The 26,592-nt window shown below is 71.9% G+C and carries 19 protein-coding genes; 13 read left to right on the forward strand and 6 right to left on the reverse strand.

Features of this window, described 5'->3' with window-relative positions:
• The first annotated feature begins 61 nt into the window (after nt 1-61).
• A complete protein-coding gene (locus FNX44_RS05560) occupies nt 62-1,345 on the forward strand; it encodes a DUF5005 domain-containing protein (RefSeq protein ID WP_143646834.1) in 1,284 nt (427 codons plus the stop codon).
• Nucleotides 1,346-1,378: 33 nt separating this feature from the next.
• Here the strand turns inward: FNX44_RS05560 and nhaA are convergent, their stop codons facing one another.
• The gene (gene nhaA, locus FNX44_RS05565; protein ID WP_143646835.1) at nt 1,379-2,734 is read right to left on the reverse strand and encodes a Na+/H+ antiporter NhaA; all 1,356 of its coding nucleotides are present in this window, start codon (nt 2,732-2,734) and stop codon (nt 1,379-1,381) included.
• A 395-nt stretch (nt 2,735-3,129) separates the two neighbouring features.
• On the opposite strand from nhaA, the gene FNX44_RS05570 reads away from it, so the two are divergent.
• From FNX44_RS05570 to FNX44_RS05595, 6 genes are all read left to right on the forward strand, one after another.
• The gene (locus tag FNX44_RS05570) at nt 3,130-4,239 is read left to right on the forward strand and encodes a PucR family transcriptional regulator (RefSeq protein WP_143646836.1); all 1,110 of its coding nucleotides are present in this window, start codon (nt 3,130-3,132) and stop codon (nt 4,237-4,239) included.
• A 169-nt stretch (nt 4,240-4,408) separates the two neighbouring features.
• The gene (locus tag FNX44_RS05575; protein ID WP_143646837.1) at nt 4,409-5,050 is read left to right on the forward strand and encodes a DUF1449 family protein; all 642 of its coding nucleotides are present in this window, start codon (nt 4,409-4,411) and stop codon (nt 5,048-5,050) included.
• A gap of 259 nt (nt 5,051-5,309) precedes the next feature.
• Nucleotides 5,310-7,352 (forward strand): flotillin family protein, encoded by a 2,043-nt coding sequence (locus FNX44_RS05580; protein WP_143646838.1) that lies wholly within the window; start codon nt 5,310-5,312, stop codon nt 7,350-7,352.
• Nucleotides 7,353-7,439: 87 nt separating this feature from the next.
• The gene (locus FNX44_RS05585) at nt 7,440-12,335 is read left to right on the forward strand and encodes a DNA repair ATPase (RefSeq protein ID WP_143646839.1); all 4,896 of its coding nucleotides are present in this window, start codon (nt 7,440-7,442) and stop codon (nt 12,333-12,335) included.
• A gap of 152 nt (nt 12,336-12,487) precedes the next feature.
• Nucleotides 12,488-13,447 (forward strand): pentapeptide repeat-containing protein, encoded by a 960-nt coding sequence (locus FNX44_RS05590; RefSeq protein ID WP_323369069.1) that lies wholly within the window; start codon nt 12,488-12,490, stop codon nt 13,445-13,447.
• Nucleotides 13,392-13,544 (forward strand): DUF2191 domain-containing protein, encoded by a 153-nt coding sequence (locus tag FNX44_RS05595; protein ID WP_228449681.1) that lies wholly within the window; start codon nt 13,392-13,394, stop codon nt 13,542-13,544. Before FNX44_RS05590 ends, FNX44_RS05595 begins: the two co-directional genes overlap by 56 nt.
• Before the next feature lie 145 nt (nt 13,545-13,689).
• Here FNX44_RS05595 and FNX44_RS05600 read toward each other — a convergent pair whose 3' ends face one another.
• Nucleotides 13,690-14,235 carry an excalibur calcium-binding domain-containing protein gene (locus FNX44_RS05600; RefSeq protein WP_143646842.1) on the reverse strand — a complete coding sequence of 182 codons (546 nt, stop codon included), beginning with the start codon at nt 14,233-14,235 and terminating at the stop codon, nt 13,690-13,692.
• 484 nt (nt 14,236-14,719) lie between these two features.
• On the opposite strand from FNX44_RS05600, the gene mgtE reads away from it, so the two are divergent.
• On the forward strand, nt 14,720-16,087 hold the full coding sequence (gene mgtE, locus FNX44_RS05605) for a magnesium transporter (RefSeq protein ID WP_143646843.1): 1,368 nt from the start codon (nt 14,720-14,722) through the stop codon (nt 16,085-16,087).
• Nucleotides 16,088-16,209: 122 nt separating this feature from the next.
• Here the strand turns inward: mgtE and FNX44_RS05610 are convergent, their stop codons facing one another.
• Nucleotides 16,210-18,042, reverse strand: a complete 1,833-nt coding sequence (locus tag FNX44_RS05610; RefSeq protein ID WP_143646844.1) for a glycoside hydrolase family 15 protein — start codon at nt 18,040-18,042, stop codon at nt 16,210-16,212.
• A gap of 259 nt (nt 18,043-18,301) precedes the next feature.
• Here FNX44_RS05610 and FNX44_RS05615 point away from each other — a divergent pair, with 259 nt between their 5' ends.
• A complete protein-coding gene (locus tag FNX44_RS05615; RefSeq protein ID WP_407699113.1) occupies nt 18,302-20,074 on the forward strand; it encodes an ATP-binding SpoIIE family protein phosphatase in 1,773 nt (590 codons plus the stop codon).
• A gap of 163 nt (nt 20,075-20,237) precedes the next feature.
• On the opposite strand, the gene FNX44_RS05620 is transcribed toward FNX44_RS05615, so the two are convergent.
• Both FNX44_RS05620 and FNX44_RS05625 read right to left on the reverse strand, forming a co-directional pair.
• A complete protein-coding gene (locus tag FNX44_RS05620) occupies nt 20,238-21,500 on the reverse strand; it encodes a helix-turn-helix domain-containing protein (RefSeq protein WP_143646846.1) in 1,263 nt (420 codons plus the stop codon).
• A gap of 118 nt (nt 21,501-21,618) precedes the next feature.
• Complete coding sequence (locus FNX44_RS05625; protein ID WP_153506900.1) at nt 21,619-21,789, reverse strand: hypothetical protein; 171 nt, start codon at nt 21,787-21,789, stop codon at nt 21,619-21,621.
• A 601-nt stretch (nt 21,790-22,390) separates the two neighbouring features.
• Between FNX44_RS05625 and FNX44_RS05630 the strand changes: the two genes are divergently transcribed.
• Both FNX44_RS05630 and FNX44_RS28785 read left to right on the forward strand, forming a co-directional pair.
• Nucleotides 22,391-23,926 carry an FAD-binding oxidoreductase gene (locus tag FNX44_RS05630; protein ID WP_143646847.1) on the forward strand — a complete coding sequence of 512 codons (1,536 nt, stop codon included), beginning with the start codon at nt 22,391-22,393 and terminating at the stop codon, nt 23,924-23,926.
• Between the two features lie 199 nt (nt 23,927-24,125).
• The gene (locus FNX44_RS28785) at nt 24,126-24,323 is read left to right on the forward strand and encodes an MbtH family protein (protein WP_323369070.1); all 198 of its coding nucleotides are present in this window, start codon (nt 24,126-24,128) and stop codon (nt 24,321-24,323) included.
• A gap of 50 nt (nt 24,324-24,373) precedes the next feature.
• Here FNX44_RS28785 and FNX44_RS05640 read toward each other — a convergent pair whose 3' ends face one another.
• Nucleotides 24,374-25,402 carry a helix-turn-helix domain-containing protein gene (locus FNX44_RS05640; RefSeq protein WP_143646849.1) on the reverse strand — a complete coding sequence of 343 codons (1,029 nt, stop codon included), beginning with the start codon at nt 25,400-25,402 and terminating at the stop codon, nt 24,374-24,376.
• Nucleotides 25,403-25,631: 229 nt separating this feature from the next.
• Here FNX44_RS05640 and FNX44_RS05645 point away from each other — a divergent pair, with 229 nt between their 5' ends.
• Both FNX44_RS05645 and FNX44_RS05650 read left to right on the forward strand, forming a co-directional pair.
• Nucleotides 25,632-25,826: a hypothetical protein gene (locus FNX44_RS05645; protein WP_143646850.1), complete on the forward strand. Its 195-nt coding sequence runs from the start codon at nt 25,632-25,634 to the stop codon at nt 25,824-25,826.
• A 76-nt stretch (nt 25,827-25,902) separates the two neighbouring features.
• Nucleotides 25,903-26,592, forward strand: a 690-nt coding sequence (locus FNX44_RS05650) for a LysR family transcriptional regulator (RefSeq protein WP_143646851.1), incomplete at its 3' end; no start/stop codon positions are given.

Below are 26,592 nucleotides of genomic sequence, written 5' to 3' on the forward strand. Positions count from 1 at the left end.
CCCTGCCGCCCGTACCCACCGCCCGTTCCTGCCGTCGGGTTCCGGCACTATCCTCACGGCGATGGCTGAAGAGGCTGGCACGGCGACGGGCCGCGCTCCCGAACGGACAGACCCCAGCGGGCCCACCCGCGCCGCGACCCGACGGCGTGGGCCGCTCGCCGCGCTGCTCGCGTTCCTCGTCCTCGCCGCGCTGGTGCTGCTCGTGCCCGGCGGCGAACCACCCGAGGAGGACTGCCGACCGCTCCGGGTCTCCGACTGGCGGCCGGAGAACGCGCTCACCGAGGAGTTCGCCCGCTACGGCGACGACAACAGCCGACTGGACGACTGGACGGGCGGCGACGGCAGCCGCTCGCTGCCGCTGCCCGACGGCCGCACCCTGTGGCTGTCCGCGGACACCTTCCTCGACGAGGTCCAGGAAGGCCGCAGCAGGGACCCGGAGTCAGTGTGGGTGCGCAACGCCGGTCTGGTCATGTCGCGCGACGGCCGGCTGGAACGCACCCTGCTCGGCGACGGGCCCAGGGCGTGGTTTCCCGGTCTGGCCACCGCCGACGGCCGCGAGGTCTGGCGCTGGCCGCTGGCGGGCGTCGTGGAGCCGCGCACGCCCGGCAGCGCCGAACAGGTCGTACGGGTGCTGCTCTGGCAGCGCGAGGCCGGTCAGGAGCCGTGGACCTTCGGCGTCCCCCGGGCCACCGAGGTGGCCACCGTCAGCCTGCCGGACCTGCGGGTGGAGAGCATCGAGCCGATTCTCGACCCCGCCGACGCCGACCCGGCGGCGCGGGTCCTCTACGGCACCGCCGCCGTCCCCGAGGGACGCTGGACGTACGTCTTCGGAGCCGACGAGCGCACGGCCCACGGCCGGGCCTCCACCGCCCACGTGGCCCGCGTCCCCGCCGGAGCCCTCGCCGACCCGGCGGCCTGGCGCTACTGGGACGGCGAGCGCTGGCAGACCTCGGCCGCGCGCTCGGCGCCCATGGCGCTCGGGCGCACCGCCGAACGCGGCGCCACCAACACCTACACGGTCGCCCGGCACGGCGGCACCTGGCTGCTGCTCACCACCGACGCCGGCGGCCCGGACGGCCGCGGCCTGACCACCGTCACCTCCTACTGGGCCTGCGGCCCGCAGGGCCCCTGGCACGGCCCGCACGACGTGCTCGTCCCGCCGCTGCCGCCGGGCTCGGACGGGCGCGCCCTCGCCTACAACCCACAAGCCCACCCCTCGTTCGGCGACGGGGGTGGGCTTGTGCTGGGTTACGACGTGAACGTGCCGCAGGAGGTCGCGGCCGTGCACCGGGACGTCGCCCTGTACCGGCCGCGGTTCGTCCGACTGGACCTCAGCGTCCGCTGACCCCTCGGCGTCCGCTGACCTCGGCGCGCGGGCTCAGTGTCCGCCGCCGGAGGCCGGGCCACCGGCCTCGCGGGTGGTGGAACCGGCGCGCTTCGGGTCCTCCTCGTGGTCGATGTCGGGGATGCCGTCGCCGTCGGAGTCGACGTTCTCGGCCTCCCACATCGCCTGGTACTTCTTGTCGCGGATCTTCAGCAGCACACAGGCGGCGAGCGCGGAGATCAGCGAGCCGATCAGCACGGCGGCCTTCACGTGCTCCATGGTCGTCACGTCCGTCAGGAACGCCCGCTCGGTGATGAGCAGGGAGACGGTGAAGCCGATTCCGGCCAACATCGACACACCGATGACGTCCGCCCACGCCAGGTCCGAGCTGAGCCGGGCCTTCGTGAACTTCACCGTCAGGTACGTGCCGCCGAAGATGCCGATGATCTTTCCGGCCACCAGGCCGAGCACCACGCCGATCGCCTCCGGCTGGCTGGCCGCCTCCGCCAGGTCCGACGCGGAGACGCTGATGCCCGCGGCGAAGAGCGCGAACACCGGCACCGCGAAGCCCGCCGAGATCGGCCGCACCTGGTGCTCGATGTGTTCGGCCGGGGAGTCCTTCTCGCCCTCCCGCGCGGTCGCCCGCAGCAGCATGCCCATCGCCACACCGGCGATCGTGGCGTGCACGCCGCTGTTGTACATCAGCGCCCAGATGACCACGGCCAGCGGGACGTAGACGTACCAGCCGCGGACCTCCATCCGCTTGTGCAGCACGTGGAAGACGCCGAGGCCGACCACGGCGCCGGCGAGCGCCCACAGGTTCAGCGAGGTGGTGTAGAAGACGGCGATGACGATGATCGCGCCGAGGTCGTCGACGATCGCCAGGGTCAGCAGGAAGGCGCGCAGACCGGACGGCAGGTTGGTGCCGACCACGGCCAGCACACCGAGCGCGAACGCGATGTCGGTCGCCATCGGGATGGCCCAGCCGTTGGTCTGGCCGCCCGCCGGAACGTTCACCGCGAAGTAGAACAGCGCGGGCACCAGCATGCCGCAGATCGCCGCGACCACCGGCAGCGCCGCCGCCCTGGGATCGCGCAGGTCACCGGCGACGAACTCACGCTTGAGTTCGATACCGGCGACGAAGAAGAAGATCGTCAGCAGGCCGTCGGAGGCCCAGTGGCCCACCGACAGGTCGAGGCCCAGGGCCTCGATGCCGAAGTGGAAGTCGCGCACCGTGTCGTAGAAACCGGTGAAGGCGTTGGCCAGGATCAGGGCGACGACGGCTGCCCCGAGCAGGACCATGCCGCCCACCGTCTCCATGCGCAGCAGATCGGCCAGAAATCGCCGTTCGTGTGCGCGTGGCGAGGAGAATGCGTCGCGGGGCTCGGCGCGGTCAGGACTCAGCGGCATGGGGCGGGGCCTCCAGGAGTGGGGACAGGGGTGAAATGCGCTTCGCTGCGCTGCCGACCAGACTTCCCGGCACACCTCGCTCGATCATGCCGAGCGCTCCGTCACCGTACCCATAGGCTGGTGCGCATATGCAAGGCAGGTCTCCCACCAGTACCCTCCGCACCGGTCGGCACCTGCGTACCGATGGGTAGATCGTGGCGTGAGACAACAGGTCAAGGGGTCTGCCGGCTTTTCTTCCTTGTTTTCAGTGACGATCCTCACGTGGTCCAGGGGCTGGTACCGGGCCTGACGACCCGGGGGTCTGGCGCTGTCCGGCCGCTCGCATAGGCTGTTCCCGTTATACGAGCCCCGGCGCCGGCAGGCGACCCGGGGCGTCTTCCGGGGGATGAGCACAGGTGAAACGCTCCGCCATACCCAGCAGCTTCCTGGGCGACTATCCGAGCTTCCTGGCCGAGGTGTCGGCCACCGGGCGGCTACCCCGCAGAGCGGAACTGGAGCAGCTCAGCGAGATCGGCGAGCGGGCCGCCGAGGCCGGATACGGCCTGCGGCAGCTCATCGGACTCTACCTGGGCGAGACCCGCAAGCAGTGGGCCGCGCTGCCCGGCATCGCCCGCGCCGCCGGCGCCACCGAGCGCGGCCGCACCGGTACCGCCCTGTTCGCCGCCGTCGAGGCCGCGATCACCGCGCTCGGCGAGGGGCACGAACGCGCCCAGCGGATGGCCGTCCGCCAGGAAGAGGCCGAACGCCGCGAGTTCGTCGACGACCTGCTCTACGGCCGCAGCGACGTCGGCACCCTCGCCGAACGCGCCCAGCGGTTCGGACTGCGGCTCGCCTACGCGCACGTCGTCGCCGTGGTCGTCGGCCCGGAGAAGTTCGACGACGTGCACCCGACCGTGCGGCGGGTGGAGCGCGAGGTGCTCGGCCGCTTCGGCGACGCCCGCGACGTGCTGCTCGCCACCAAGGACGGCCGGCTGGTGTGTGTCGCCGCGAGCCGCGAGACCGCCGTGCTGGAGGCCTTCGCGCGCGTCGCCGAGAACCCGGGTGCCGGCTACCACCCGGCGGTCAGGGTGGCGATCGGCCGCCCGCACCGGGGCGCCGGCGGAGTCGTCCGCAGCTACGAGGAGGCGCTGAGCACCCTGGAGATCGCCGACCGGCTGGAGCTCGCGCCGGTACGGCTGTCCGCGGCGGAACTCCTCGTCTTCCCCGTGCTCATGCGCGACCGGCCCGCCATGGCCGACCTCGTACGCAGCGTGCTCCAACCGCTGGAGGAGGCCAGAGGCGGCGCCGAACCGCTGCTGCGGACACTGGCCGAGTGCGCCGCGGCCGGCTACGTCAACGCCGAGGCCGCCCGCCGACTGGGCATCAGCGTGCGCACCCTCTCCTACCGGCTGGGCCGTATCCGCGCGCTCACCGGATACGACCCCGCCGACGCCATCCAGCGCTACACGTTGGAGACCGCCGTCCTCGGCGCCCGGCTGCTCGGCTGGCCGGGACGCGACCTGTGACCGGGGGAGTCGGGCCGGAAACGGCCGTCCGCGGCGCAACCGGGGCCGAGGCTCCCGCGTCTGTAGGACGTAAGAACACCGTAAAGATTGCCGACCTCTGGCAATGTGCGCCGATCGGCAGCGGTGCCACGATGTGGGCACACCGCAACCGGGTGCGAGGAGAAGGACGATGAGCGGATTCCTGGACGCATGCCTGGCATTCCCCGCCGTCCTGTTCAGCTTCGCCCTGCTCGTGGTGGTCGCCTACTGGCTGATCGTGCTGGTGGGCGCGGCGGAGGTCGACGCCCTCGACGGGGGTGAGGGCGTCACCTCCGGCGGTTCCGCGGGAGGGATCGCCGGGGCGTTCGCCGCCTTCGGGCTCGGCGGGGTGCCGGTCACCGTGGTGCTCTCGCTACTCGTCCTCGTTGCCTGGTTCGTGTCATGGTGCGGGGTCGTGCTCTTCGAGAACGGCCTGGTACGCGCGCTGCTGCTGCCGCTCGCGCTGGTCACCGCGTGGGCCGCGACCAGAGTCCTGGTGCGGCCCCTGCGACGGCTCGCACCGGGAGCGGAGGAGGGCATCTCGCGGAACGACTTCGTCGGGCGCGTCTGCGTCGTCCGCACCAACCGGGTCGACGAGGTCTTCGGGCAGGCGGAGGTCACCAGCGACGACGGCTCCTCGGCCCTCGTACAGGTACGCGCCGACGAGTCGGTGCCGCCCGGTAGCCTCACCACCGGCAGCAGCGCCCTGATCTTCGACTACGACGTCGAAGGCGAGTTCTTCCGGGTCGCGCCCTACGACGCGGCCCTCGACCCACGTCAGACGCCGGGCTGATCCTGCCGGGCCGCACGCGCGACACGGGTCGCCACACACCATCAGAAGCAACGGGGGAGACATGGCAGAAGGCAGCACGCCGCCCACCCGGCCCCGCCGCGCGTTAGCCGGCTGACCGCCGCCGGCTCCTTCCGCGGCTCCTTCCCGGCACGTTCTCCCGGCGCGCTTCCCGGCAGGTCTCCACGGCCCCGCCGGGAGCCCCCGCGCGCCCGCATCCAGTCCTCAGGCAATCCACAAGCCATCCAAGGAAGTTCACCCCATGGCCGACATCTCGACGGGCATCGGCGTGCTGATCGCCGTCTGCCTCCTCATCGCGCTGACGCTCCTGTTGGTCGTCAGCAGACTGTTCCGCAAGGTCCCGCAGGGCAAGGCGCTGATCGTCTCCAAGATGCGCAAGGTCGACGTGACCTTCACCGGCATGGTCGTCCTGCCCGTGCTGCACAAGGCCGAGGTCATGGACATCTCGGTGAAGACGATCGACATCGCGCGCACCGGCCACGACGGCCTCATCTGCAAGGACAACATCCGCGCCGACATCCGGATCTCGTTCTTCGTCCGCGTCAACAAGACCCGTGAGGACGTCGTCAAGGTCGCCCAGGCCATCGGCACCGAGCGCGCCAGCAACCAGGACACCCTCCAGGCCCTCTTCAACGCGAAGTTCTCCGAGGCGCTGAAGACCGTCGGCAAGCAGCTGGACTTCTCCGACCTCTACACCCACCGCGAGGAGTTCCGGAACCAGATCATCGCCGTCATCGGCACCGACCTCAACGGCTACAGCCTCGAGGACGCCGCCATCGACTACCTCGAGCAGACCCCCCTGTCCCACCTGGACAAGGACAACATCCTCGACGCCCAGGGCATCCGGAAGATCACCGAGCTGACCGCGATCGAGCACATCGCGACCAACGAGTTCCAGCGCAACGAGGAGAAGGAGATCACCCGGCAGAACGTCGACGCCCGGGAAGCCGTCCTCGAACTCGAACGCCGCCAGGCCGACGCCGAGATCAAGCAGAAGCGGGAGATCGACACCGTCCGCGCCCGCGAGGAGGCCGAGACCGCCCGCGTCCAGGCCGAGGAGCGACTGCGCTCGCACACCGCGCACATCAAGACCGAGGAGCAGCTCGGCATCCAGAACGAGAACCGCGAACGCGAGGTCGCCGTCGCCAAGCTCAACCGCGAGCGGGTCGAGGCCATCGAGCGCGAGCGCATCGAGAAGGACCGCCTGCTTGAGGTCATCGCCCGCGAGCGGGAGACCGAACTGCGCCGCATCGCCGCCGACAAGGAGGTCGAGGCCGAGAAGCGGGACATCGCCGACGTCGTCCGCGAGCGCATCGCCGTCGAGAAGACCGTCGCCCAGCAGGAGGAGGAGATCAAGAAGCTCCGCACGGTCGAGGAGGCCGAGCGCGAGCGCCAGGCTCTGATCATCGCCGCCGAGGCCCAGGCCCAGGAGCGTCTGGTCAAGGACATCAAGGCCGCCGAGGCCGCCGAGCAGGCCGCCGAACACCGCGCCGCCGAGGAACTCACCATGGCCGAGGCGCGCCGCAAGGCCGCCGAACTCGACGCCCAGGCCGCCATCCGGCTCGCCGAGGGCAGGAAGGCCGAAGTCGCCGCCGACGGACTCGCCGAGGCCGAGGTCAAGGAGCGGATGGCCGACGCCATCAGCCGCACCCGCCAGGTCGAGGCCGCGGCAGCCAAGGACATGGGCCTCGCCGAGGCCGAGGCGATGCGCGAGAAGCTGAAGGCCGAGGCCGACGGTCTGACCGAGAAGGCCGCCGCGATGGCCGCTCTCGACGAGGCCAGCCGCGAGCACGAGGAGTACCGCCTGCGGCTGGACGCCGAGAAGGAGGTCCGCATCGCACAGATCGACGTGCACCGGCAGATCGCCGAGTCGCAGGCCACCCTCGTCGGTGCCGGCCTGGAGAACGCCAACATCGACATCGTCGGCGGCGACTCCGTCTTCTTCGACCGCCTCGTCGGCTCCATCACCGCGGGCAAGAGCGTGGACGCCTTCGTCTCCGGCAGCGACACCGTGCAGGCCATGGCCGGGCCGTGGCTGGACCCGAAGGACTCGACGTTCACCCGCGACCTGGGCGCGATGGTCGCAGGGCTCGGCGCCTCGGGGCTGCGCGACCTGACGCTGAGCGGGCTCCTCACCCGGCTCATCGCCGCCGAGGGCCCCAACACCGGGCAGCTCACGGCCCTGTTGGACGCCGTGCGCGGCACCCCGGCGGCCGACCTGCCGCTGACCGCCCTGGTGCCGACGGCGCCGGCCGCCCTCAACGGGCTGCCCGCCCAGAAGTAACACCCGACCGGGCCCCCGGCCGGAGCGGGACCTCCCGCCCCGGCCGGGCCCGGCCCGGGGGCCGTGGCCGCGCAGGGGCGCGGTTCCATGCACGAAGTCGAAGCGAGGAGTGGGGAAGACGTGAGCACCGAGGCGCAGGCCACCGACGCGCGGGGCGGGGCGGCAGCAACCCGACAGGCCGACGGCGGCACCGCGAACCGGCTCGACGCCGGCACCTACGACATCCTGCGCGACCGCATGTCGACCGCCGCCGGTGAACTGGCCCGCCGGGCCCAGGCGCTCAACGCCCGCCGCACGGAGGTGTTCGGCGGCAGCGAGCTGGAACTCGCCGGCAACGACCGGATCCGCACCGAGCACAACTGCGTGCCCCGCGACATCGTGCAGGTCGGCGGGCTGATGCTGGTCGGCTACAACGTCCACTTCGGACTCAAGCAGACCACTGACGTGGGCGACGTCTTCGCCCTGCACCGGTACGTCGACGGCCGCTTCGAGCACGCCCCCTCCGACAGCCTGCCCGGGCTGCTCGACGACCCCTCCTTCGTCCGCGACTTCACCGACCTCTACCGCTACTACCGGGAAGCCGAACTCCTCCAACTGCGCCGCACCGGGCCGCTGCTGCTCGCCGTCTTCCAGACCGGTGAGCGGCTGACCGACATCCGGGTGCTGCGCTGGCGGATCAGCCCTGCCGGCACGCCCGAGTACGTCGACGCCAAGGGCGAGCGCGACCACGTCTTCCCACCCGCCCACGACTTCGAATGGACCCCGGCCGGCCGCGAGTCCCACGTCCTCGGGCGCCACCCGCACATCTCCATCGAGGGCACCCTCTTCGTGGAGACCGTGGGCGGCAGCCTCACCGTCAAGATCGAGAACAACACCGAGACAGGCGAGGGCATCTACTCCGAGCCCGTCGACGAACCGCTGCAGTCGCTCGCCGACGCGGACGTGGCGTACGCGCGTGTCGGACCCCTCATCCTGCTGCGGGTCCTGCCGTACAACGAGACCGAATACCGCTACCTGGTGTTCAACGAGCGGTCGAAGGAGGTCGTCCGACTCGACGGCATCGGGCTGTCCTGCCAGCGCCTCCCCGAGGACCAGGGCCTCATCTTCCCCGGCGGCTACTACCTGACCACCGCCCCCGCCGGCGCCGCCGCCCGCACCTTCGACACCGACACCACGGACCTGGAGTTCGAGTCCGTGATCCGCTCGCCCAACGGCGAGGACGTGCTGTACGCCTTCCACGCCCGCGCCGAGGGCCGCACCCTGCTGCTGCCGTACAACCTCATCCGCAAGGAGGTCGCCACCCCGATCCCCTCGCACGGCTACTCGCTCTTCGAGGACGGCACCATGGTCGTCTTCCGCGCGCAGAGCGACGAACCGACCCGGGTGCACCCGATGCAGGTCTGGCGCACCCCCTACCTGTCCGAGACCTACGCCGCCGCCCAGCCCGAGGTCGACGGGCCGCTGACCCGCGTCGGCAACGCCGAACTCGTCCGGGGCATCTCCGACTCCCTCTCGCTCGCCCGCATGGCCGACGAGATGGCGCCCGGTACAGCCGTCTTCGAGGCGATCGTCGCCGCCTGCTCCCGCGTCGCCGACACCTACTACTGGCTGGACACCGAAGGGCTCGAAGCGCTGCACGAGCCGCTGGAGTCGCTGCGGACCACCGCCGAGCAGGTCATCGACGAGTTCGAGCGGGTGGAGGCGCTGCGCGAGCAGGCCCGGGCGGCCGTCGCCGACGCCGCCACCCGGGTGACCACGCTGGTGCGGCGGGCCCGAGGCGAGGCGCCGGGCGGCGCCACGGCCTGGGTCACCCTGCTGACCGAGCTGCGCCGCGCTCACGGCTCGGTGGAGTCCCTGCGGGAGCTGCGCCACGTCGACCTCGACCGCATCGACACGCTCTCCGCCGAGGTCGCCGAGTCGCTGGCGGCCACCGGGCGCCGCGCAGTGGCCCACCTCTCCCGCGAGGACGCCTTCGACGACACCCGCGCCGCCGTCGAGGAACTGGCCACCCGCGCCGCCGAGGCCGGCACCGTCGCCGACACCCAGCCGCTCGGCGAGCAGGTCGACGAGCACGCCGAGGGGCTGCGCGTCGTCACCGACGTCGTCGGCGGCCTCGACATCAGCGACGCCACCGTGCGCACCGAACTGCTCGAGCGCATCGGCGAGGTCATGGGCCGGGTCAACCGGGCGCGCGCGGTGCTCGACGGGCGCCGTCGCGAGCTGCTGGAGAGGGAGGGCCGGGCCGAGTTCGCCGCCGAGTTCGCCCTGCTCGGCCAGGCCGTCGCCGGCGCCCTCGCCGCCTCCGGCACACCCGAGGAGTGCGACGAACAACTCGGGCGGCTCCTCCTCCAGCTGGAGAATCTGGAATCCCGCTTCGGTGCGTTCGACGACTTCCTCGCCCAGCTCGGTGAACAGCGCGAGGAAATCTACGAGACGTTCTCCGCCCGCAAGCAGGCCCAGCTCGACGAGCGCGCCCGCCACGCGGAACGCCTCGTCGAGTCCGCCGAACGCATCCTCGGCACCGTCTCCCGACGCTCCGCGACCCTGACCTCCCTCGACGAGGTCAACGCCTACTTCGCCACCGACCCGCTCGTGTCGAAGATCCGCGAGACCGCCGCCGAACTGCGCACGCTCGGCGACTCCGTACGCGGAGAGGAGCTGGAGGGACGGGTCAAGGCCGCCCGCCAGGAGGCCGCCCGCAGCCTGCGCGACCGTGCCGATCTCTACGACGCGGAAGGCACCGTCCGCCTCGGCCGCCACCGCTTCGGCGTCAACAGCCAGCCCATCGACCTCACACTCGTCCCGCAGGACGGCGCGCTCGCCTTCGCCATCACCGGCACCGACTACCGCGCGCCGGTCAGGGACGAGGCGTTCGACGGCACCCGCGACTTCTGGGACCAGCCGCTGGTCTCCGAGTCGCCGCGGATGTACCGGGCGGAACACCTCGCGGCCACCGTGCTCGCCGCCGTCGACCCCGCCGCCCTGCGGACCGCCGCCGCCGACGACGGCGGGCTGACCGCCCTCGTCCGGCAGCACGCCGAAGCCGCCTACGACGAGGGCTACGACCGAGGCGTCCACGACCACGACGCGGCTGCCATCCTCACCGCCGTGCTCGGCCTGCGGGAGGAGGCCGACCTGCTGTGCTTCACCCCCGAGGTACGCGCCGCCGCCCAACTCTTCTGGGCCTACGGCACCCAGGAGGTGCGCCGCACCGCCTGGCTCACCAGGGCCCAGTCCCTGGCACGGGCCCGCCGCGCCTTCGGCCCCGGCCCGGCCGTCGCCGAACTCGCCGCCGAACTCTCGACCCACGCCGGCGACTTCCTCCAGCAGTCAGGCCTGCCCGCCGTGGACACCGGCGCCGTCGGCCGCTATCTCTTCGAGGAACTGGCCATGGGACGGCCGGCCTTCGCCACCTCGCGGGCCGCCCGCGAACTCCTCGCGGACTTCCGCGCCGCCCTCGGCGGCGACCACTCGGCCGAGGCCAAGGAGTTCAGCGAGGACCTGCGGGCGCTCGGCGACGACCTCACCGCGCGCCACCAGCTCGCCTTGGCCTGGCTCAGCGCCTACGCCGAGGCCAGGTCCGCGCCGACCACCGACCTCGCCGAGGCCGCCGCCGTCGAACTGTGCGGCGACGCCGTCGAGCGCCGGGACGTCGCCGCCCCCACCAGCACGACGGTGACCGGCCTGCTGGGCAGCCACCCGCGCGTCTCCGGCGGCGAACTCCCCCTGCGGTTGGACGAGTTCCTGGCCCGTACCGAGGACTTCCGGACCCACAGAGTGCCCGCCCACCGGGCCTACACCCGGGCGCGCAACTCCCTGCTCGCCGCCGAGCGTGAGCGGCTGCGGCTGGACTCCTTCAAGCCGCGGGTCATGTCGGCCTTCGTCCGCAACCGGCTGATCGACGAGGTGTACCTTCCGCTCATCGGCGACAACCTCGCCAAGCAGCTCGGTACCGCCGGTGACGACCGTCGTACGGACAGCCAGGGTCTGCTGCTGCTCCTCTCACCTCCCGGGTACGGCAAGACCACGCTCATGGAGTATGTGGCCGCCCGGCTCGGCCTTGTCCTCGTCAAGGTCGACGGGCCCGCCCTCGGCCACCGCACCACCTCCCTCGACCCGGCCGCGGCCCCGGACGCCGCCGCCCGCCGCGAGGTGGAGAAGGTCAACCTCGCCCTGGAGATGGGCAACAACGTCTTCCTCTACCTGGACGACATCCAGCACACCTCACCCGAGTTCCTCCAGAAGTTCATTCCTCTCTGCGACGCCCAGCGCCGCGTGGACGGCGTCGCCACGACCGACGGTCTGCCGCGCACCTTCGACCTGCGCGGCAAGCGGTTCGCCGTGTGTATGGCCGGCAATCCCTTCACCGAGTCCGGAGCCCGCTTCCGCATTCCCGACATGCTCGCCAACCGGGCCGACGTCTGGAACCTCGGCGACGTGCTCTCCGGGAAGGAAGAGGTCTTCGCACTCAGCCACATCGAGAACGCGCTCACCTCCAATCCCGTACTCGCGCCTCTCGCGGCCCGCGAACGGGCCGACATCGATCTGCTCGTCCGGCTGGCCAGGGGCGACGAGTCGGCCCAGGCCGACCGCCTCGCGCACCCCTACACCCCGGCGGACCTCGAACAGGTCCTGTCCGTGCTGCGCAAGCTGCTGCACGTGCAGCAGACCTCGCTCAAGGTCAACGCCGCCTACATCGCGTCGGCCACGATGGACGACACCGACCGGACAGAGCCGCCCTTCCGGCTCCAGGGCTCGTACCGGAACACCAACAAGCTCGCCGAGCGGATCGTGCCCGTCATGAACGACGAGGAGCTGGAAGCGCTCATCGACGACCACTACCTGGGCGAGGCGCAGACCCTCACCACCGGAGCAGAGGCCAACCTGCTCAAGCTTGCCGAACTCCGGGGCCGCCTGAGCTCGGAACAAGCCGCCCGATGGCAGGAGATCAAGCGCACCTACCGGGCCGGCGCGACTGCCTGACCACCCTGTGGTGCCGTTCTCTGCCTCGCGCGGCGACGGCACCACAGGCGCTCCGGGACGGGACGAACAACACGGGTGCACGCCGTGCGGCGGAGGGATACGCTCACAGATCCCGGTATCAGCGTTCCCCCGCCCTGTTTGGAGCCCGAAGCGTGACCTCCGAGACCGAAGGACGGGCCGCGTTGCGCGCGGACTGCGCACAGTGCTTCGGACTGTGCTGTGTGGCCCTTCCCTTCAGCTCCGGGGCCGGGTTCGCGGTCGACAAACCCGCCGGGAAGCCGTGTGGGAACCTGCGCGCGGACTTCGGCTGCGGAATCCACGTGAGGTTGAGAGAGAACGGCTACCCGGGCTGCACCACCTTCGACTGCTTCGGCGCCGGACAGCAGGTGTCCCAGTCCACCTTCGGCGGCCGGGACTGGCGCGAATCGCCCGCCGAGGCCTCCGCCATGTTCGACGCCTTCGGCGTGATGCGGCAGCTGCACGAGATGCTCTGGTACCTGGACGAGGCGCTCGCCCACCCTGCGGTCCACTCCCTCCACACCGAACTGGCGCGACTCCGAACCGAGATCACCGCCCTCACCTGGTCCGAGCTGGAAACCCTCACCTCCTGTGATCTGCCGGCCCTCCGGGACCGGGCCAACGGGTTGCTGACGGACGTCGGCGCCCTCGTACGAAGCCGGACGGCCTCGGGCGGGGCCCTGGCCGCCGGGCCCGACCGACGTCACGCCGACCTGATCGGCGCGAGACTGCGCGGAGCCGATCTTCGGGGCGCCAACCTGCGTGGCGCCTACCTCATCGCCGCCGACCTGCGCGGTGCCGATCTGCGGGACGCGGAACTCCTCGGGGCTGATCTGCGGGACGCGAGGCTGGACGGCGCGGACCTCAGCACCGCGTTGTTCCTCACCCAGCCCCAGGCAGGCGCCGCCCTCGGAGACCGGGCCACTCTTCTCCCCGCCTCCCTGCTGCGCCCCGCCCACTGGGACGCCGCCGAGAACAGAGGAGATTCTGATGACCAAGGTCAACGTCAGCCTCGACGCGGAGCTCGTCGTCGAAGTGATGGTGCTCGCCGGAGTGAACAATCCACAGGACGCCATCGAGGCCGTCGTTCGTGACTACATCGAGCGCGGGCACCGTACCGAGGCCCGCACCGGCCGGGTTGACCGTCACCTCCAGGAGACCGCCGCCGAGCCGAAGGAAGAACAGGCCTGACGAGGTCGGTTGACTGATCTGGCTACGACTCCGAGCGTAGAGAGGTCGAGCGCAACCCGGCATCAACCATTGGATTGAAGCGCTTCTCCACCCTTTGAATGATCCTCTCGAACCGCGGTTTCAGCCGGTTCGAAGCCGGGGCACTCTACTCGCAACCGACTCCGTCGCCGTCCCGGTCGAGGTGCGGACCGTAGCCGGGTTGGCCCCGGTAAACGGGGGCGGCGCCGGCGGCACGAGCCGCGTCGCAGTTCCGGTAGTAGACGGCCCCTCCGCCTCCGCCGCCCGAGGCCGTGGTGCCGCCGTCGCCGGCCCTGGCCGGCTCCGTGACCCGGACGGTCGCCGTGACGGTGACGGTCGGCGCCGGCTTCGGCTTCTCCGTGACGGTGACCGCCGGCTTCGGCTTCGCGGTCGCGGTGGCCGTCGCGGTGGCAGTCGTCGTGACGGTGACCGCCGGTGAGGCGGTGGCCGCCGCCGGAGCGGTGTCCTTGTTGTCCTCGGCGCCGAGCGCGCCGCAGCCGCTGCCTATGAGGAGAAGGCCCACGCCTCCCGCCCATATCCGCTTCATCCGGTAGAGCGGTCGCTGAGCGGGCACCGGTGGCGGAGTGGGGGCGTACGGCGCACCGCCTCCGTACGGGCCGCCGGGAGGCGGACCACCGTACGGGGCTCCGGGCGGGCCGGGCTGGTAGGTCATGCGGACCACCTCACAGGCTCGTCGGACGACAGAGGCGTCCGAGGCGCGGGCACGGGTCGGCATGTGCCCGCGCGTGCGGAACAAGAGGAGAACGCGGAGGTCGGCGGCATGAGCGGCCTCGGCGTGCCAGGACGCTACACCCGTCTCGAAGACAAGGATGTGGAAATGCGTGAATTCGATACGACCCGTCTGCCTCGGCTTGTTGTGGTGGGCGCGCACGGGGAGGACGCTCGGCGGGGGTATCCTGCAACGGCGTGTTCGTGCGGGATCGTATGCCGCCCACGCGACGACGGCGCCGTTCAGCAGCGTCAGCAACGTCGGAGACCGAGGACGTACGGAGGTGATGCCGCAATGCGTAGCGAGCCTCCCAGTCATCATCCGCGCGGCATCACCCTCTCCCTCGCGTAGCGGTGGGACAGTGGGCGGTGCCCGCGGTATGCCCCGGTGCCCCTGACGAACTCACCGCTGTGCTGAGGACCCTCCCATGCCGCCGACCCAGATGTCCGAGGAACTGCACCCCGAGCTGCCCGAGTCGCTTGAGGAGATAGTCGAGAGTCAGCGTCTGCATGCCGCCCTGGAGTGGCTGGAGACGCACCCGCCGCACGTCATCGCCGACGAGCTGGCGCGGATGGACAACGTGTCCGCCGGAGTCGCCTTCCGGCTGCTCGACAAGGACCGTGCGCTCACGGTCTTCGAGGAGCTGGAGCCGGTCGACCAGCAGGAGATCCTCAAGGGCCTGCGCGACCACACCTTCGCCGAGATCGTCGAGGGGATGGACCCCGACGACCGGGCGCGCATGCTGCGCGAGGCGCCCGCGAAGGTCGCCAAACGGGTCCTGGCCGGTCTGAGCGCCCACGAGCGGCGCATGACGGCGGCGCTTCTCGGCTACCCCGAGGGCTCCGTCGGCCGGTACATGACACCCGAGGTGGTGGCGCTGCCCCAGGACCTCACCGTGGAGCAGGCGCTCCGCACCGTACGCGCGAAGGGCGCGCACGCCGAGACGGTGTACACGCTGCCGGTCGTCGACCACGGTCGGCGGCTGACCGGCATCGTGGAGCTGCGGGAGCTGGTGCTCAGCCCGCCGGAGACGATGGTCTCCGAGCTGGTCGTCACCGAACCGACGTACGCCTACGCCACGGACACCGCCGAGCACGCGGCCCGTCTGATGCGTGAGACGAACGACCTCAACCTGCCGGTGGTCGACAGCGAGAACCGCCTGGTCGGCCTGCTCACCTTCGACGACGCGGTGGAGGTCATCGAGGCGGCCGACACGGAGGACGTCGCCCGGCAGTCCGGCGCGGCGCCGTGGACCGGTCACTACATGGCGGCGACCGTCTGGCAGCTGGCGCGCTACCGGGCGCTGTGGCTGTCGCTGCTGCTGGTCGCGGCGACCCTGACGGTGACGGTCACCCGGGCCTTCGAGGGCACCCTCGAGGAGGTCGCGGCGCTGGCGATGTTCATCCCGATGCTCATCGGGGCCGGTGGCAACGCGGGGGCGCAGGCCGCCACGGCCTGCGTGCGGGCGCTTGCCGTGGGCGAGGTGCGCGGCTCCGACCTGCTGAAGGTCATATGGCGGGAGTGCCGGGTGGGCCTTGCCCTCGGTGGGCTCCTCGCGGCACTCGGCCTCGTTGTCGGCGCGGTGTTCGCCACGGTGAAGATCGCCGTCGTCGTGGGCATCACGCTGATCCTGATCTGCGGCTGGGCGGCCACGATCGGCGGCACGATGCCGCTGCTGGCCAAGCGGTTGAAGATCGACCCGGCGGTCGTCTCGGCCCCCATGGTGACCACCCTGGTGGACGCGACCGGGCTGATCATCTACTTCCTGACGGCCAAGGCGGTCCTCGGCGTCTGAGCCGGCCGGCGCAAGACTGACCGGCCGGCGCCGCGCGAGACTGGCCGGCCGGCGCGAGACTGGCCGGCCCGCGCGAGGCCGACGGCCCGGCGCGAACCGGGCGGCGGGGTAGCGCGGGTCGGTCAGGCCTCGGGGCGCTTGCGGCTGCGGGCGGCGCGTTGGCCGGCCTCGCCGTCGTGTTCGGCGAGACGAAAGGCGGTGTTCACCATCGGGATGTGTGAGAGGGCCTGGGGGAAGTTGCCCATCAGCCTGCCGGCAGCCGGGTCGTACTGCTCGGCCAGCAGACCGACGTCGTTGCGTAGGTCGAGCAGGTGCTCGAAGACCTCCCGGCCGCGTTCCACGTCGCCGCGCAGCACGTAGCAGTCGGCCAGCCAGAAGGTGCAGGCGAGGAAGGCGCCCTCGCCCTCGGGCAGCCCGTCGACCTGCTCGGTGTGCTTGTCCATCGTGTACCGCATGACCAGGCCGTCGGTTGTCAGTTCGCGTTCGACGGCGCGGACCGTGCCGCGCATCCGCGGGTCGTCGGCCGGAAGGAAGCCGATCTCCGGGGCCATCAGCATCGAGGCGTCGAGGCTGCGGGAGCCGTAGTACTGGGTGAACGTCTCGCGTTCCGGGTCGTATCCCTTCTCGCAGACCTCGTCGCGGATCTCCTGCCGCAGTCGCCGCCAACGGTCCAGCGGGCCGTCGAGGCTGATGTCCTCGATGGCGCGGACGGCCCGGTCGCCGGCGGCCCAGGCCATCATCTTCGAGTGGGTGAAGTGCCTGCGGGGCCCGCGCACCTCCCAGATGCCGTTGTCCGGGTCCTGCCAGTGGCTCTCCAGGAAGTCCATCAGTGCCCGCTGGAGCCGCCAGGCGTCCTCGTCGGGCGGGATGCCCTCCAGCCGGGCGAGGTGCATGGCCTCCATGACCTCGCCGTAGACGTCCGTCTGGAACTGGTTGGTCGCCTCGTTCCCGGTGTGGACCGGCCGGGAGCCGGCGTAACCGGGCAGCCAGTCCAGCTCCGTCTCCGGCAGTCGCCGGGTGCCGTCGACGCCGTACATGATCTGCATCTGCTCGGGGGTGCCGGCCACCGCGCGCAGCAGCCACTCACGCCAGTCGCGCGCCTCCTCCCGGTAGCCGGCGTCCAGCAGGGCGAGGAGGACGAAGGTGGCGTCCCTGATCCAGCAGAAGCGGTAGTCCCAGTTGCGCACGCCGCCGAGCTTCTCCGGCAGCGAGGTGGTGGGGGCGGCGACGATGCCGCCGGTGGGGGCGTAGGTCAGCCCCTTGAGGGTGAGCAGCGACCGCGTGACGGCCTGGTCGTAGCGGCCTTGGTAGCGGTGTCGGCCGGCCCACTCCCGCCACCACTCGCGGGTGCGTTCGACCGCGTCCCGTGGTTCGTCCAGCGGCAGGTCGCGGCGTTCGCTGGTGGTCCAGCCGAGGTGGAACTCCACGATCTCGCCGGGCGAGACGTCGAAGTCGGTGACCACGTGGTCCTCGCCGTCTCGCGGGGGCGCGAGCCCGAGGTCGCAGCCGAGGACGAGGTGGTCCGGGCCGGCGACGGCGTGCAGGCGCCGCCCGTCGTGGCGGAACCACGGCACGGTACTGCCGTAGTCGAAGCGCGGGGTGAAGAGGCCGCGTACGCTCACCCGGCCGGTCACGCCCTCCACTCTTCGGATGAGGTCGGGCCAGTGCCGGCGGACGGGCATGCAGTCCACGACCCGGACGCTGCCGCCGTCGGGCCCCTCGAAGACGGTCTCCAGCACAAGGCTGTCGCCGACGTAGCGGCGCGTCGCGCGCCACCCCTCGCCGCGCGGAGCGAGGGACCAGCAACCGTGCTCGGGGCCGCCGAGCAGGGCGGCGAAGCAGGCCGGGGAGTCGAAGCGCGGCAGGCACAGCCAGTCGACGTCGCCGGAGCGGCTCACCAGCGCCGCTGTCCGGGTGTCCCCGATCATGGCGTAGTCCTCGAGCGGGATGGACAAGTGCCCTCCTCCTCGTGGGGCGGGTGGGACCACGGGTACCGCCGGGGGCCGTGCGGCAAACCCCAGGGCCATGCCGGGTCCCCGGGGTGGGCCAGGCGGCCGGCTGGAGAGGCCCGGCACGCGCGTCCGGTCGGTACTCGGCGGGCGCGTCGCGCTGCCCGATAGCACACTGGGTCGAGAAGACCGGGGCCGCGCGTCGGCGGAGCCCGGCCAGTCGACACGGACTGCGGCGACGGGCAGCCGACGGGAGGCCGGCACGGTGAAGAGCGGTAGCCGCGGGCGGCGATCGGCGGCCGGTTCGGCGTGGCGGCCGGGTGCGCGGTGGGCGGCGGCCCGGCGGGGGTTCGGCTCTCTCGCCTACCGGGTGTTCGCCCGCGACCGGCTCGCCTGGTTGAACGATGCGGCGACCCGCATCGGGACCACGCTCGACCTGGAGCGCACCGCCAAGGAGCTGGCGGACTTCGCGGTGCCGCAGCTGGCTGACGGCGCGGCGGTCGACCTGCTGGAAGGCGTCCTGCACGGCCAGGAGGGGGAGCGTCCGGGGCAGGGCCTGGCCGTCCCGATCACCCGGGCGATGGCGGTCACCGCCGTTCCGGAGCTGGTCGAGCTGGAGCCGGACCCGGTGGGTACCGCCTCGGTGCATCCGGAGACCCTGCTCACCACCCGCTGCCTCCAGCAGCGCCAGTCGGTGCTGATCAGCAGGATGCGCGAGGAGGACTACGAACGGGTGGCGCCCACGCGCAGGGCGGCCGACAAGATGCGCGCGAAGGGCGTGCACTCGTATCTCGCGGTACCGCTGATCGCCCGGGGCGTGCTGCTGGGCACCGCGGACTTCGTCCGCGGGCCGAAGAGCCCGCCGTTCAGCGGCGTGGATCTGGCCGTCGCCGAACAGCTGGCTTCCCGGGCGGCGTTGTTCGTCGACAACGCCAGGCTCTACGAGCGCGAGCGCGAGCACGTGATGTCCCTGCAGCGCAGCATGCTGCCGAGGGCCATGCCGCAGACACCGGGCCTGACGGTGGCCACCAGCTACGCGCCCGCCGCCGAGGCCAGCGGTGTGGGTGGCGACTGGTACGACGTGATGGCGCTGCCGGGCGGGCGTACCGCGCTTGTCATCGGGGACGTGATGGGCCACGGCCTCCCGGCGGCGGCGACCATGGGCCGGCTGCGGGCGGTGTCGCGCACGCTGATGACACTCGACATCCAGCCGGACCGGATGCTGGCCCGGCTCGACCTGGCCACCAGGGACCTGGACGACGACCAGGTGGCCACCTGCCTGTGCGCGGTGCACGATCCGGCGGACGCCAGTCTGACGATCGCCAGTGCGGGCCATCCGCCGCCTGTCCGGGTCGAGGCCACGGGGGAGACGTCGTTCGTCGACGTGCCGGTGGGCGCGCCGCTCGGCGCGGGTGTCATCCCCTACGACCCGGCGCGTGTCACCGGGCTGCGCGGCAGCCGTCTGGTCTTCTACACCGACGGGCTGGTCAAGACCCGGCGGGACGACGTCGACGCCCAGGCCCGCCGGCTGCGCGCCGCGGCCGCCGAGATGGACCCGCTTGATCTTGGTTCCTGCCCGCTCATCGCGGAGGGGCCGGGGCCGGGCGAGGCCCGGTTCGACGAAGCGGTGCTGCTCGTCGCGGACAGCCCCGGTCGCGAGCCGGAGTCCGAGCTGTACGTGTGGGACCTGCCCGAGGACGGTACGGCCGGGGCGGTGGCGCGCCGCCTTGTCGCGGAGAGACTGCGCAAGTGGGACCTCGCGGAGCTGGTGGACATGACCGAGCTGGTCGTCAGCGAACTGGTCGGCAACGCGCTGCGCTACGGCGGTGGGCCGGGGCAGCTGCGGATGCTGCGCAGCGATCGGCTGACGGTGGAGGTCTCCGACTCCGGCCCCGACCTGCCGCAGATCCAGCACGCCGACGTGAGTGACGAGGGCGGGCGCGGCATGCAGCTCATCAACATGCTGTGCCGGCGGTGGGGTTCCTGCCGTACGGAGGCCGGGAAGATCGTCTGGGCCGAGCAGGACATCCCGGACTGAGGCCGCCCTACGCCCCAACACGCCCACCTCGGGGCGGGGCTCGTGCCGGCCGGGCAGCCGCCCCCTGTTCCGGCTGCCCGGCCGCCCCCGTGGCCCGGCCCGTCCCGCCGTCCGGCCGTCACCCCCGTGATACGGCCGGCGCTCGCGGTCGGTCCGGAGTCCGTCAACCCCTCTCGCCGCTGGGCACGCTTCCCACCGCCGCGGTCAGTGCCTCGGCGAGCGCCCGCCAGACCTCGGCGGACAGCTCGACGTTGGACGACTCCTGCGCCTTCTTGGCCATCCGCTCCATGTTCGACACGGCGGCGGCGCGGTCGCCCTCGACGATGGCCAGCTGGTTGCGCAGCACCTCCAGGCGCAGGCCGTCCCGCATGCTCAACTCCTCCGGACGATCACGGAGTTGGTCGACGAGCAGGCGCGCCTCGGCGTGCTCTCCCCGGTAGAAGGCGAGTTGGCTGCGCAGGATGAGTACCTCGTGCTGGTGCAGTGGCATGCCGATCAGGGCGGCGGCGGCGCCTGCCTCCTCCAGCCGGACGGCCGCGCGGGTGGTGTCCCGCGGTTCCATCTGGAGGTAGAGGGAGGCCGCGGCCAGTCGGAGCCGCATCCACAGCACCGGGTCCTCGTTGCTCGCCAGGATGCCGAGCGCCTGTTCCAGCAGCTCGCCGGCGGCCTCCTTGAGACCCTGGCGTACGTGCACGGTCGCGGCGGTCCACAGGGCCTCCACCCGGAGCCGCACGGGCACGTCGGTGGAGAGGAAGCCGAGCATCCGGTCGACGCCGGCACGCGCCTCGACCAGCCGGCCGGCCTCGGCGTCGATCGACACAAGGGCCATCAGCGCCTCCACGAGGTCGTGGTGGGTCAGTCCTTGCTCCTCGGCCATGGCCAGGGCCTCGGCCGCGTGGCGGCGGGCGGTGCCCAGCTCGCCGGTGGCCCGGAGTGCGCGGGCCAGTCGTATCCGGGACCTGGCGCGCAGGTCCGGCAGGTCGATGTCGTCGCTGAGACGGACGAGTTCGCGCAGCACCTCGAGTTCGCGGGCCGCCATCCCCTGGGCGCGGTAGCACTTCACGAGCAGCCAGTGCGCCTGCCAGCGCAGTGCCGCGTCGCCCTCGGCCTCCTCCTGGAGGGCGTCCTCCAGGATGGTGGTCATTCGAGGTGACTCGCCGACAGTGGAGGCGGTGGCCAGGGCCCGGGCGAGCGGGCTGCCCGCCGAACCGCGGAAGGCCGCGGGCGAGACGTCGAGCCGTGTGCAGAGGTAGGAGAGCACCCGCTCGGTGGGCGGGCGCTCTCCCGACTCCAGCCTCGAAAGGTAGGCCGCGGAGAACTCCGTGCCGGCCAACCGTGCCTGCGACATGCCACGTGCCGTACGCAGGGCGCGGAGTCGACGGCCGAACAGCGGCTGCTCCAGAAGTCGGGACGAACGGCTAGGCATGTCGTCCACAGTGCTGGTGGTCACCCGGACTTGTCAATTCCTGTCCAGATGCGGAGGCATCGTGGGCAAATGGTTGACAAGGTGGTGTGGGTAGCCGCGAGATGTCGGCTCTGGCCGGTCACGGCCAGTCGATCTCGCTGTCCGTCCCGTCCCCCGGGCCCTTGGCGAGAACAGTGCCGGTCACGCCGTTGTCGACACTGTCCGTACTCACGGTGTGACCGAAGCCGAGCGCGAGTACCAGGGCAACCCCCGTTGCCGCGATGACCTGCACGAACTTCCTGATCTTCATGTGCTCCCCCTGGTGTTCCTCATACTTTCGGCCCTGGTTCGGACCATGTCCCGGTTCGCTGCGAACCGGTGGGGTCGGCCGCGCCCGAACGGGACAACATGGGCACTTAACCATGCCCCGTCCGCCCTGCCAAGGGAAGTCAATTAATTGACAAAGCCCTGGCGAGGCCTCTACAGTCCTCGCGTTGACACGCCGGCCCGCACGCACGGTTCACGCCGTCCCGGTCCAAGCGTCGACGCGTGTGCCGGCGGCCGTGGTTCCGGTGTCCGCGAGGGGAGACACCGGCATCACGCCGCCGGCGCACACGGACGCGGCGGGGTCGAGAAGACGTAAGGGCCGTGGCCCGCCGCTCCGCGGCGGCCGCCCCGGCACCGTGTCGGACGCACCGCGACTCGCTGACCTGCGCGGGTTGTCGCGACGGCACGTCGTGCCTGTTATTCCGCGCGTACAGCGGCGGTGCGGCACTTGCCCACGCCGCTTGACGCGAATTCCGCGCCCTCCATAGCTTCCGGACCGAATCCGCGCTTCCGCGTATTCACGGACTTCCGCGCGAACGACCTTTCCGTGCCCCGCTGTCCACCCCTCTGCCAAGGATGTGCCCGTGATCAGTCGCAGGACCTTACTGGGAGCCGGCGCCGGTCTCACCGCCGCCGTCGGCGGTCTGCTCCCGTCGGGAACGGCCGGCGCCCGTTCCGCCGCCGCGCGCCACCAGGCGAAGTGGGACACGCTCCGCACCTCGCTCACCGGCGACCTCGTGTTGCCCGACGACGCCGCCTACGACGCCGTCCGCAAGCTGCCCAACGCCCAGTTCGACGCCATCCGCCCGCGCGCCGTCGCGATGTGCGAGACGCCGCGGGACGTGAGTACCTGCGTCCGCTTCGCACAGGACCACGCGCTGGAGACGGCGGTCCGCAGCGGCGGCCACAACTACGCGGGCTGGTCCACCTCGGAGGGCCTGGTCATCAACCTCACCCGGCTGGACCACGTGGTACCCGGGCCGGGCCGGGTGCGGCTGGGCCCGGGTGTGCAGGCGGTGGACGTACTGCCCGCGCTTCGCCCGCACGGACTGAACGTACCGGCGGGGTTCTGCCCGACCGTCTGCCCGGGCGGCTTTTTCACCGGCGGCGGCACCGGCTGGCAGTACCGCAAGTACGGCCCGGCCTCCGACCGCCTGCTGTCCGCCCGGGTGGTGCTGGCCGACGGGCGGATCGTCACCGCCTCCGAGGACCGCCACCCCGACCTCTTCTGGGCGCTGCGCGGCGGTGGCGGCGGCAACTTCGGCGTGGTCACCGACTTCACGGTCGCCTCCACGTCGATCCGCCGCGTCGGCCACTACGTGCTGACGTGGTCCTGGGACCAGGCCCGCTCGGCCGTGCCCGGGTACCTGGAGTGGGCGGCGCGGGGCTCCGCCGACCTGGCGTGCAGCGGAACGCTGCGCATGGCCGACGCGCGGCCCGGCGCGGTCCCGGTCTTCGTCGTGTCCGGCGTCCACTTCGGTTCGACGGCGGAGCTGGACTCCGAACTCCGCGCCCTGGTGGGCCTCGTGGGCGGGCAGCCGCAGACCCGTGCGGTCGAGGAGCTGCCCTACGAACAGGCGATGATGCGGGTGTTCGGCTGTGAGGGGCGGAGCACCGAGGCCTGCCACACGGTCGGCGACAACCCGGAGGCGATCCTGCCCCGCACTGCCTACGTCAAGAACCGCGGGCGGATGTTCGACCGTGTGATGCCCCAGGCCGGTGTCGACGCGATGCTGACGGCGTTCGACGCGGAACGCAGGGCCGGACAGTTCCGCATGATCAGCCTGCTCGGGCTGGGAAAGAACGCCAACCTGCCGGCCACCGGGTCAACCGCCTGGGTCCACCGCGACGCGCTGAACAGCTGCATCGCCACCGTCACGCTCGACGACTCCCGTCTGGGCGAGGAGGACAGGCAGGCGGCCGAGCACTGGCTCGACGGCGTCTTCCGGGCCGTCGACCCCTACTCCAACGGACGCTCCTACGTGAACTTCCCCGACCTCGACCTGCCGGACTGGGCCGACGCCTACTACGGCTCCAACCTCCCCGGACTGCGCCGGGTGAAGCGGCGCTACGACCCGCACGGCTTCTTCCGCTTCGCCCAGTCGATCCCCGTCGGCTGAGCACCCGTCGGTACCGGCTCCCGGCCGCGGGGACCACCCGATGGGGGTCCTCCCTCCATCGACACGGACGATGAGGGGGATCGGGAACCCCCATCGGGTGGTCCTTGCGGCCGGTGAACCGGGCCGGGCACGCTGGCGCGACATCCGTCCCGGTCGACCCGCCGGGACCGGTCGTGACGATCCGGTGGAGGTGCGCGAGGTGCGGGAGAGTGGGACCGACCGGTTCCTCGTCGTGGTGAACGACGAGGAGCAGTACTCGATCTGGGCCGAGGGCCGGGAACTGCCCGCCGGCTGGCGGGACGCCGGCTTCTCCGGGAGCCGCGAGCAGTGCCTGGCCCACGTGGAGGAGGTCTGGACCGACCAGCGCCCGCTCAGCGTCCGACGCGCCCTGGCCTGACGCGTCCCGGCCTGATGCCGGCCCGGGCCCGAGGCGCGCGGCGGGTGGTACTACGGTTCGGGGGGCAGCCAGCCGCGCTGCATGGCGCGCACTCCCGCCTCGAAGCGGCTGCGGGCGCCCAGCCGTTCCATGAGGACGGTCGCGATGCGCCGCGCCGTGCGGTGCGATATGCCGAGCCGTTTGGCTATTCCCTCGTCGGTGTGCCCCTCGGCGAGCAACCGCAGAGCGGCGGCCTCCTGGCGGTCCAGCTCCTCGTCGTCGCCCCGGCGGCACGGGCGGCCGAGCGGCTGCGCGGTGTCCCAGACCGACTCGAAGAGGCCGCACAGCGCGGCGAGCGGGCCCTTCCCGGTCAGCACGACGGCGCCCCGACCGGTGTCGTCGCTGTCGACCGGCAGGACGGCCGTCCTGCGGTCCACCAGCGTCATCCGCACCGGGAGCGTGGCCACCGTACGGACGTGGCCGCCCTGCTCGGTGAGCCAGCGCGCGTGCGCCACGGTCGCCGGATCGTTGCGCACACTGTCCAGGTAGACCGTCCGCATCGCCACGCCGCGCCGGAGCAGCCGCTCGTTGAGCGGGCGCGCCGCCACCATGTTCTCCGCCGTCTGCGCACCGCCGGGGACAAAGGCCATCACCTCGGCCTCCACCTCGTCCGTCAGGGTCGCCAGGCGGGCGCGCACCTCGTCGAGGTCGGCGAGGTGTTCGACCGCCACCGGGGACTCGCGGGTCCGCAACTCCGCGTACTCGACGGCGAGTCGTGACGCGGTGGCGCGGGCCGCCGCCACCCGCTGGCGGTGGCGCGCCAGCTCGGTCTGGAGACCGGCCAACAGGTGTTCCAGCCCGACCTCCGGACTCACCGGAATCGGCACGTCCGCAGCACCCGCGTGCGCGGCGGCCCCGGGAAGCGGCTCCGACGGGCGTTGGACCAGGTCGAGCTCGGCGAGTCGGTCCCAGGCCCGTCGCACCTCCTGCGGGGAGGCGCCCAGCTGCTGTGCGAGGGCCGTGGCCGGTTCGCCGGGTCGGCAGAGCATGGCCCGGTAGACGGCCTCCGTGAACGTGTCGAGTCCCAGCGGTTCGAGCATGAGGCCCCCCGTCCTCCCGTCTCGTCGAGTCCCGCGCGGTTCGTTTGCGCGGGTGGCCGTTTTGGGCCAAGACCCAAAGGGTCCACCTGGTCGCTCTTCCCCCGGGGCTCGCCTGCTGGCGATGCTAATCCGCGGCGAACAACTCCGCCAAAGGCAGCGACGATCCACACTTCCCGCCACGGTGGGACCCTCCCGCCACCCCGGGAAAGGCCACGGAAGGATGTCTCGCATGTTCCCCGCCCGTGTTGTCAGGGCAGCAGCCGTCACCACGCTCGCCGCCGCGCTGACGTTCGGCACCGCCGCCGTGGTCGCGGCCGCGCCGGCCGGACCGTCCGGCAGCGCCGCGGCACCGGCGCCCCAGGCCCCGCAGCACGACCCGCTCACCAGCTCGGGCGACACGAAGGACGACATGGGCTGGCAGTGACACCCAGGCGCGCCGCGCCACGGGCCTGCCGTCGAACCGGCGGCACGCCGAAAGCCGAACCCCGGGCGGAGTCGTCATGGACCTGAGACAGCTCACCACCTTCCACCGGGTCGCCGCACTGCTGAGCTTCACCAGGGCCGCGGCCGAACTGAACTACGCGCAGTCCAGCGTCACCGCACAGGTCAAGGGCCTCGAACTCGCGCTGGGCGTACAGCTCTTCGAAAGACTGCGGGGCGGGGTGCGACTCACCCCGGCGGGCGAGCGGCTGCTCCCGTACGCCGAGCGCATCCTGGCGCTCGTCGACGAGGCGAGGGAGAACACCGTCGGCCGGTCCGGGCCGAGCGGAACGCTCACCGTCGGCACCACCGAATGCCTCACCTCCTACCGCATGCCGCCGGTACTGGAGTTCTTCCACCACCGCTACCCGGAACTGCGACTGGCGCTGAGACCGGCCACCACGGGCGAGACCCACGAGGCACTGCGGCAGGGCTCGGTGGACGTCGGGCTGTTCACCGAGGTGAGGAGCGACCACGAGGGACTGTGTGTGGAGGTGCTCGGCAGGGAACCGCTGGTGGCGGTCGCCTCGGCCGGGCACCGACTGGCCCGGCTGCCCGAGGTCACGACCGAGGATCTGCGCACGGTCCAGGTGCTCGCGCCCGAGCCCGGCGCCTGCTATCGCACGTTGCTGGAGGAGGAGTTGACCGGCGGGCGAGTGGGCGCCGGGCGGGCGGCGCGCGGTGGGCTCAGTCGGCCGTGGCGGGCGGCC

This window comes from Streptomyces alkaliterrae (assembly GCF_007097205.2).
GTDB classification, from domain to species: Bacteria; Actinomycetota; Actinomycetes; order Streptomycetales; family Streptomycetaceae; genus Streptomyces; species Streptomyces alkaliterrae.

Bases quoted from the DNA above. Each gene is read 5' to 3' on its own strand.
- FNX44_RS05625 (WP_153506900.1), bottom strand. From the start codon at position 21,789: ATGAAGATCAGGAAGTTCGTGCAGGTCATCGCGGCAACGGGGGTTGCC.
- FNX44_RS05580 (WP_143646838.1), top strand. From the start codon at position 5,310: ATGGCCGACATCTCGACGGGCATCGGCGTGCTGATCGCCGTCTGCCTC.
- FNX44_RS05575 (WP_143646837.1), top strand. From the start codon at position 4,409: ATGAGCGGATTCCTGGACGCATGCCTGGCATTCCCCGCCGTCCTGTTC.
- FNX44_RS05600 (WP_143646842.1), bottom strand. From the start codon at position 14,235: ATGACCTACCAGCCCGGCCCGCCCGGAGCCCCGTACGGTGGTCCGCCT.
- FNX44_RS05560 (WP_143646834.1), top strand. From the start codon at position 62: ATGGCTGAAGAGGCTGGCACGGCGACGGGCCGCGCTCCCGAACGGACA.
- FNX44_RS05645 (WP_143646850.1), top strand. From the start codon at position 25,632: ATGTTCCCCGCCCGTGTTGTCAGGGCAGCAGCCGTCACCACGCTCGCC.
- FNX44_RS05620 (WP_143646846.1), bottom strand. From the start codon at position 21,500: ATGCCTAGCCGTTCGTCCCGACTTCTGGAGCAGCCGCTGTTCGGCCGT.
- nhaA (WP_143646835.1), bottom strand. From the start codon at position 2,734: ATGCCGCTGAGTCCTGACCGCGCCGAGCCCCGCGACGCATTCTCCTCG.
- FNX44_RS05595 (WP_228449681.1), top strand. From the start codon at position 13,392: ATGGTGCTCGCCGGAGTGAACAATCCACAGGACGCCATCGAGGCCGTC.
- mgtE (WP_143646843.1), top strand. From the start codon at position 14,720: ATGCCGCCGACCCAGATGTCCGAGGAACTGCACCCCGAGCTGCCCGAG.
- FNX44_RS05640 (WP_143646849.1), bottom strand. From the start codon at position 25,402: ATGCTCGAACCGCTGGGACTCGACACGTTCACGGAGGCCGTCTACCGG.
- FNX44_RS05585 (WP_143646839.1), top strand. From the start codon at position 7,440: ATGCACGAAGTCGAAGCGAGGAGTGGGGAAGACGTGAGCACCGAGGCG.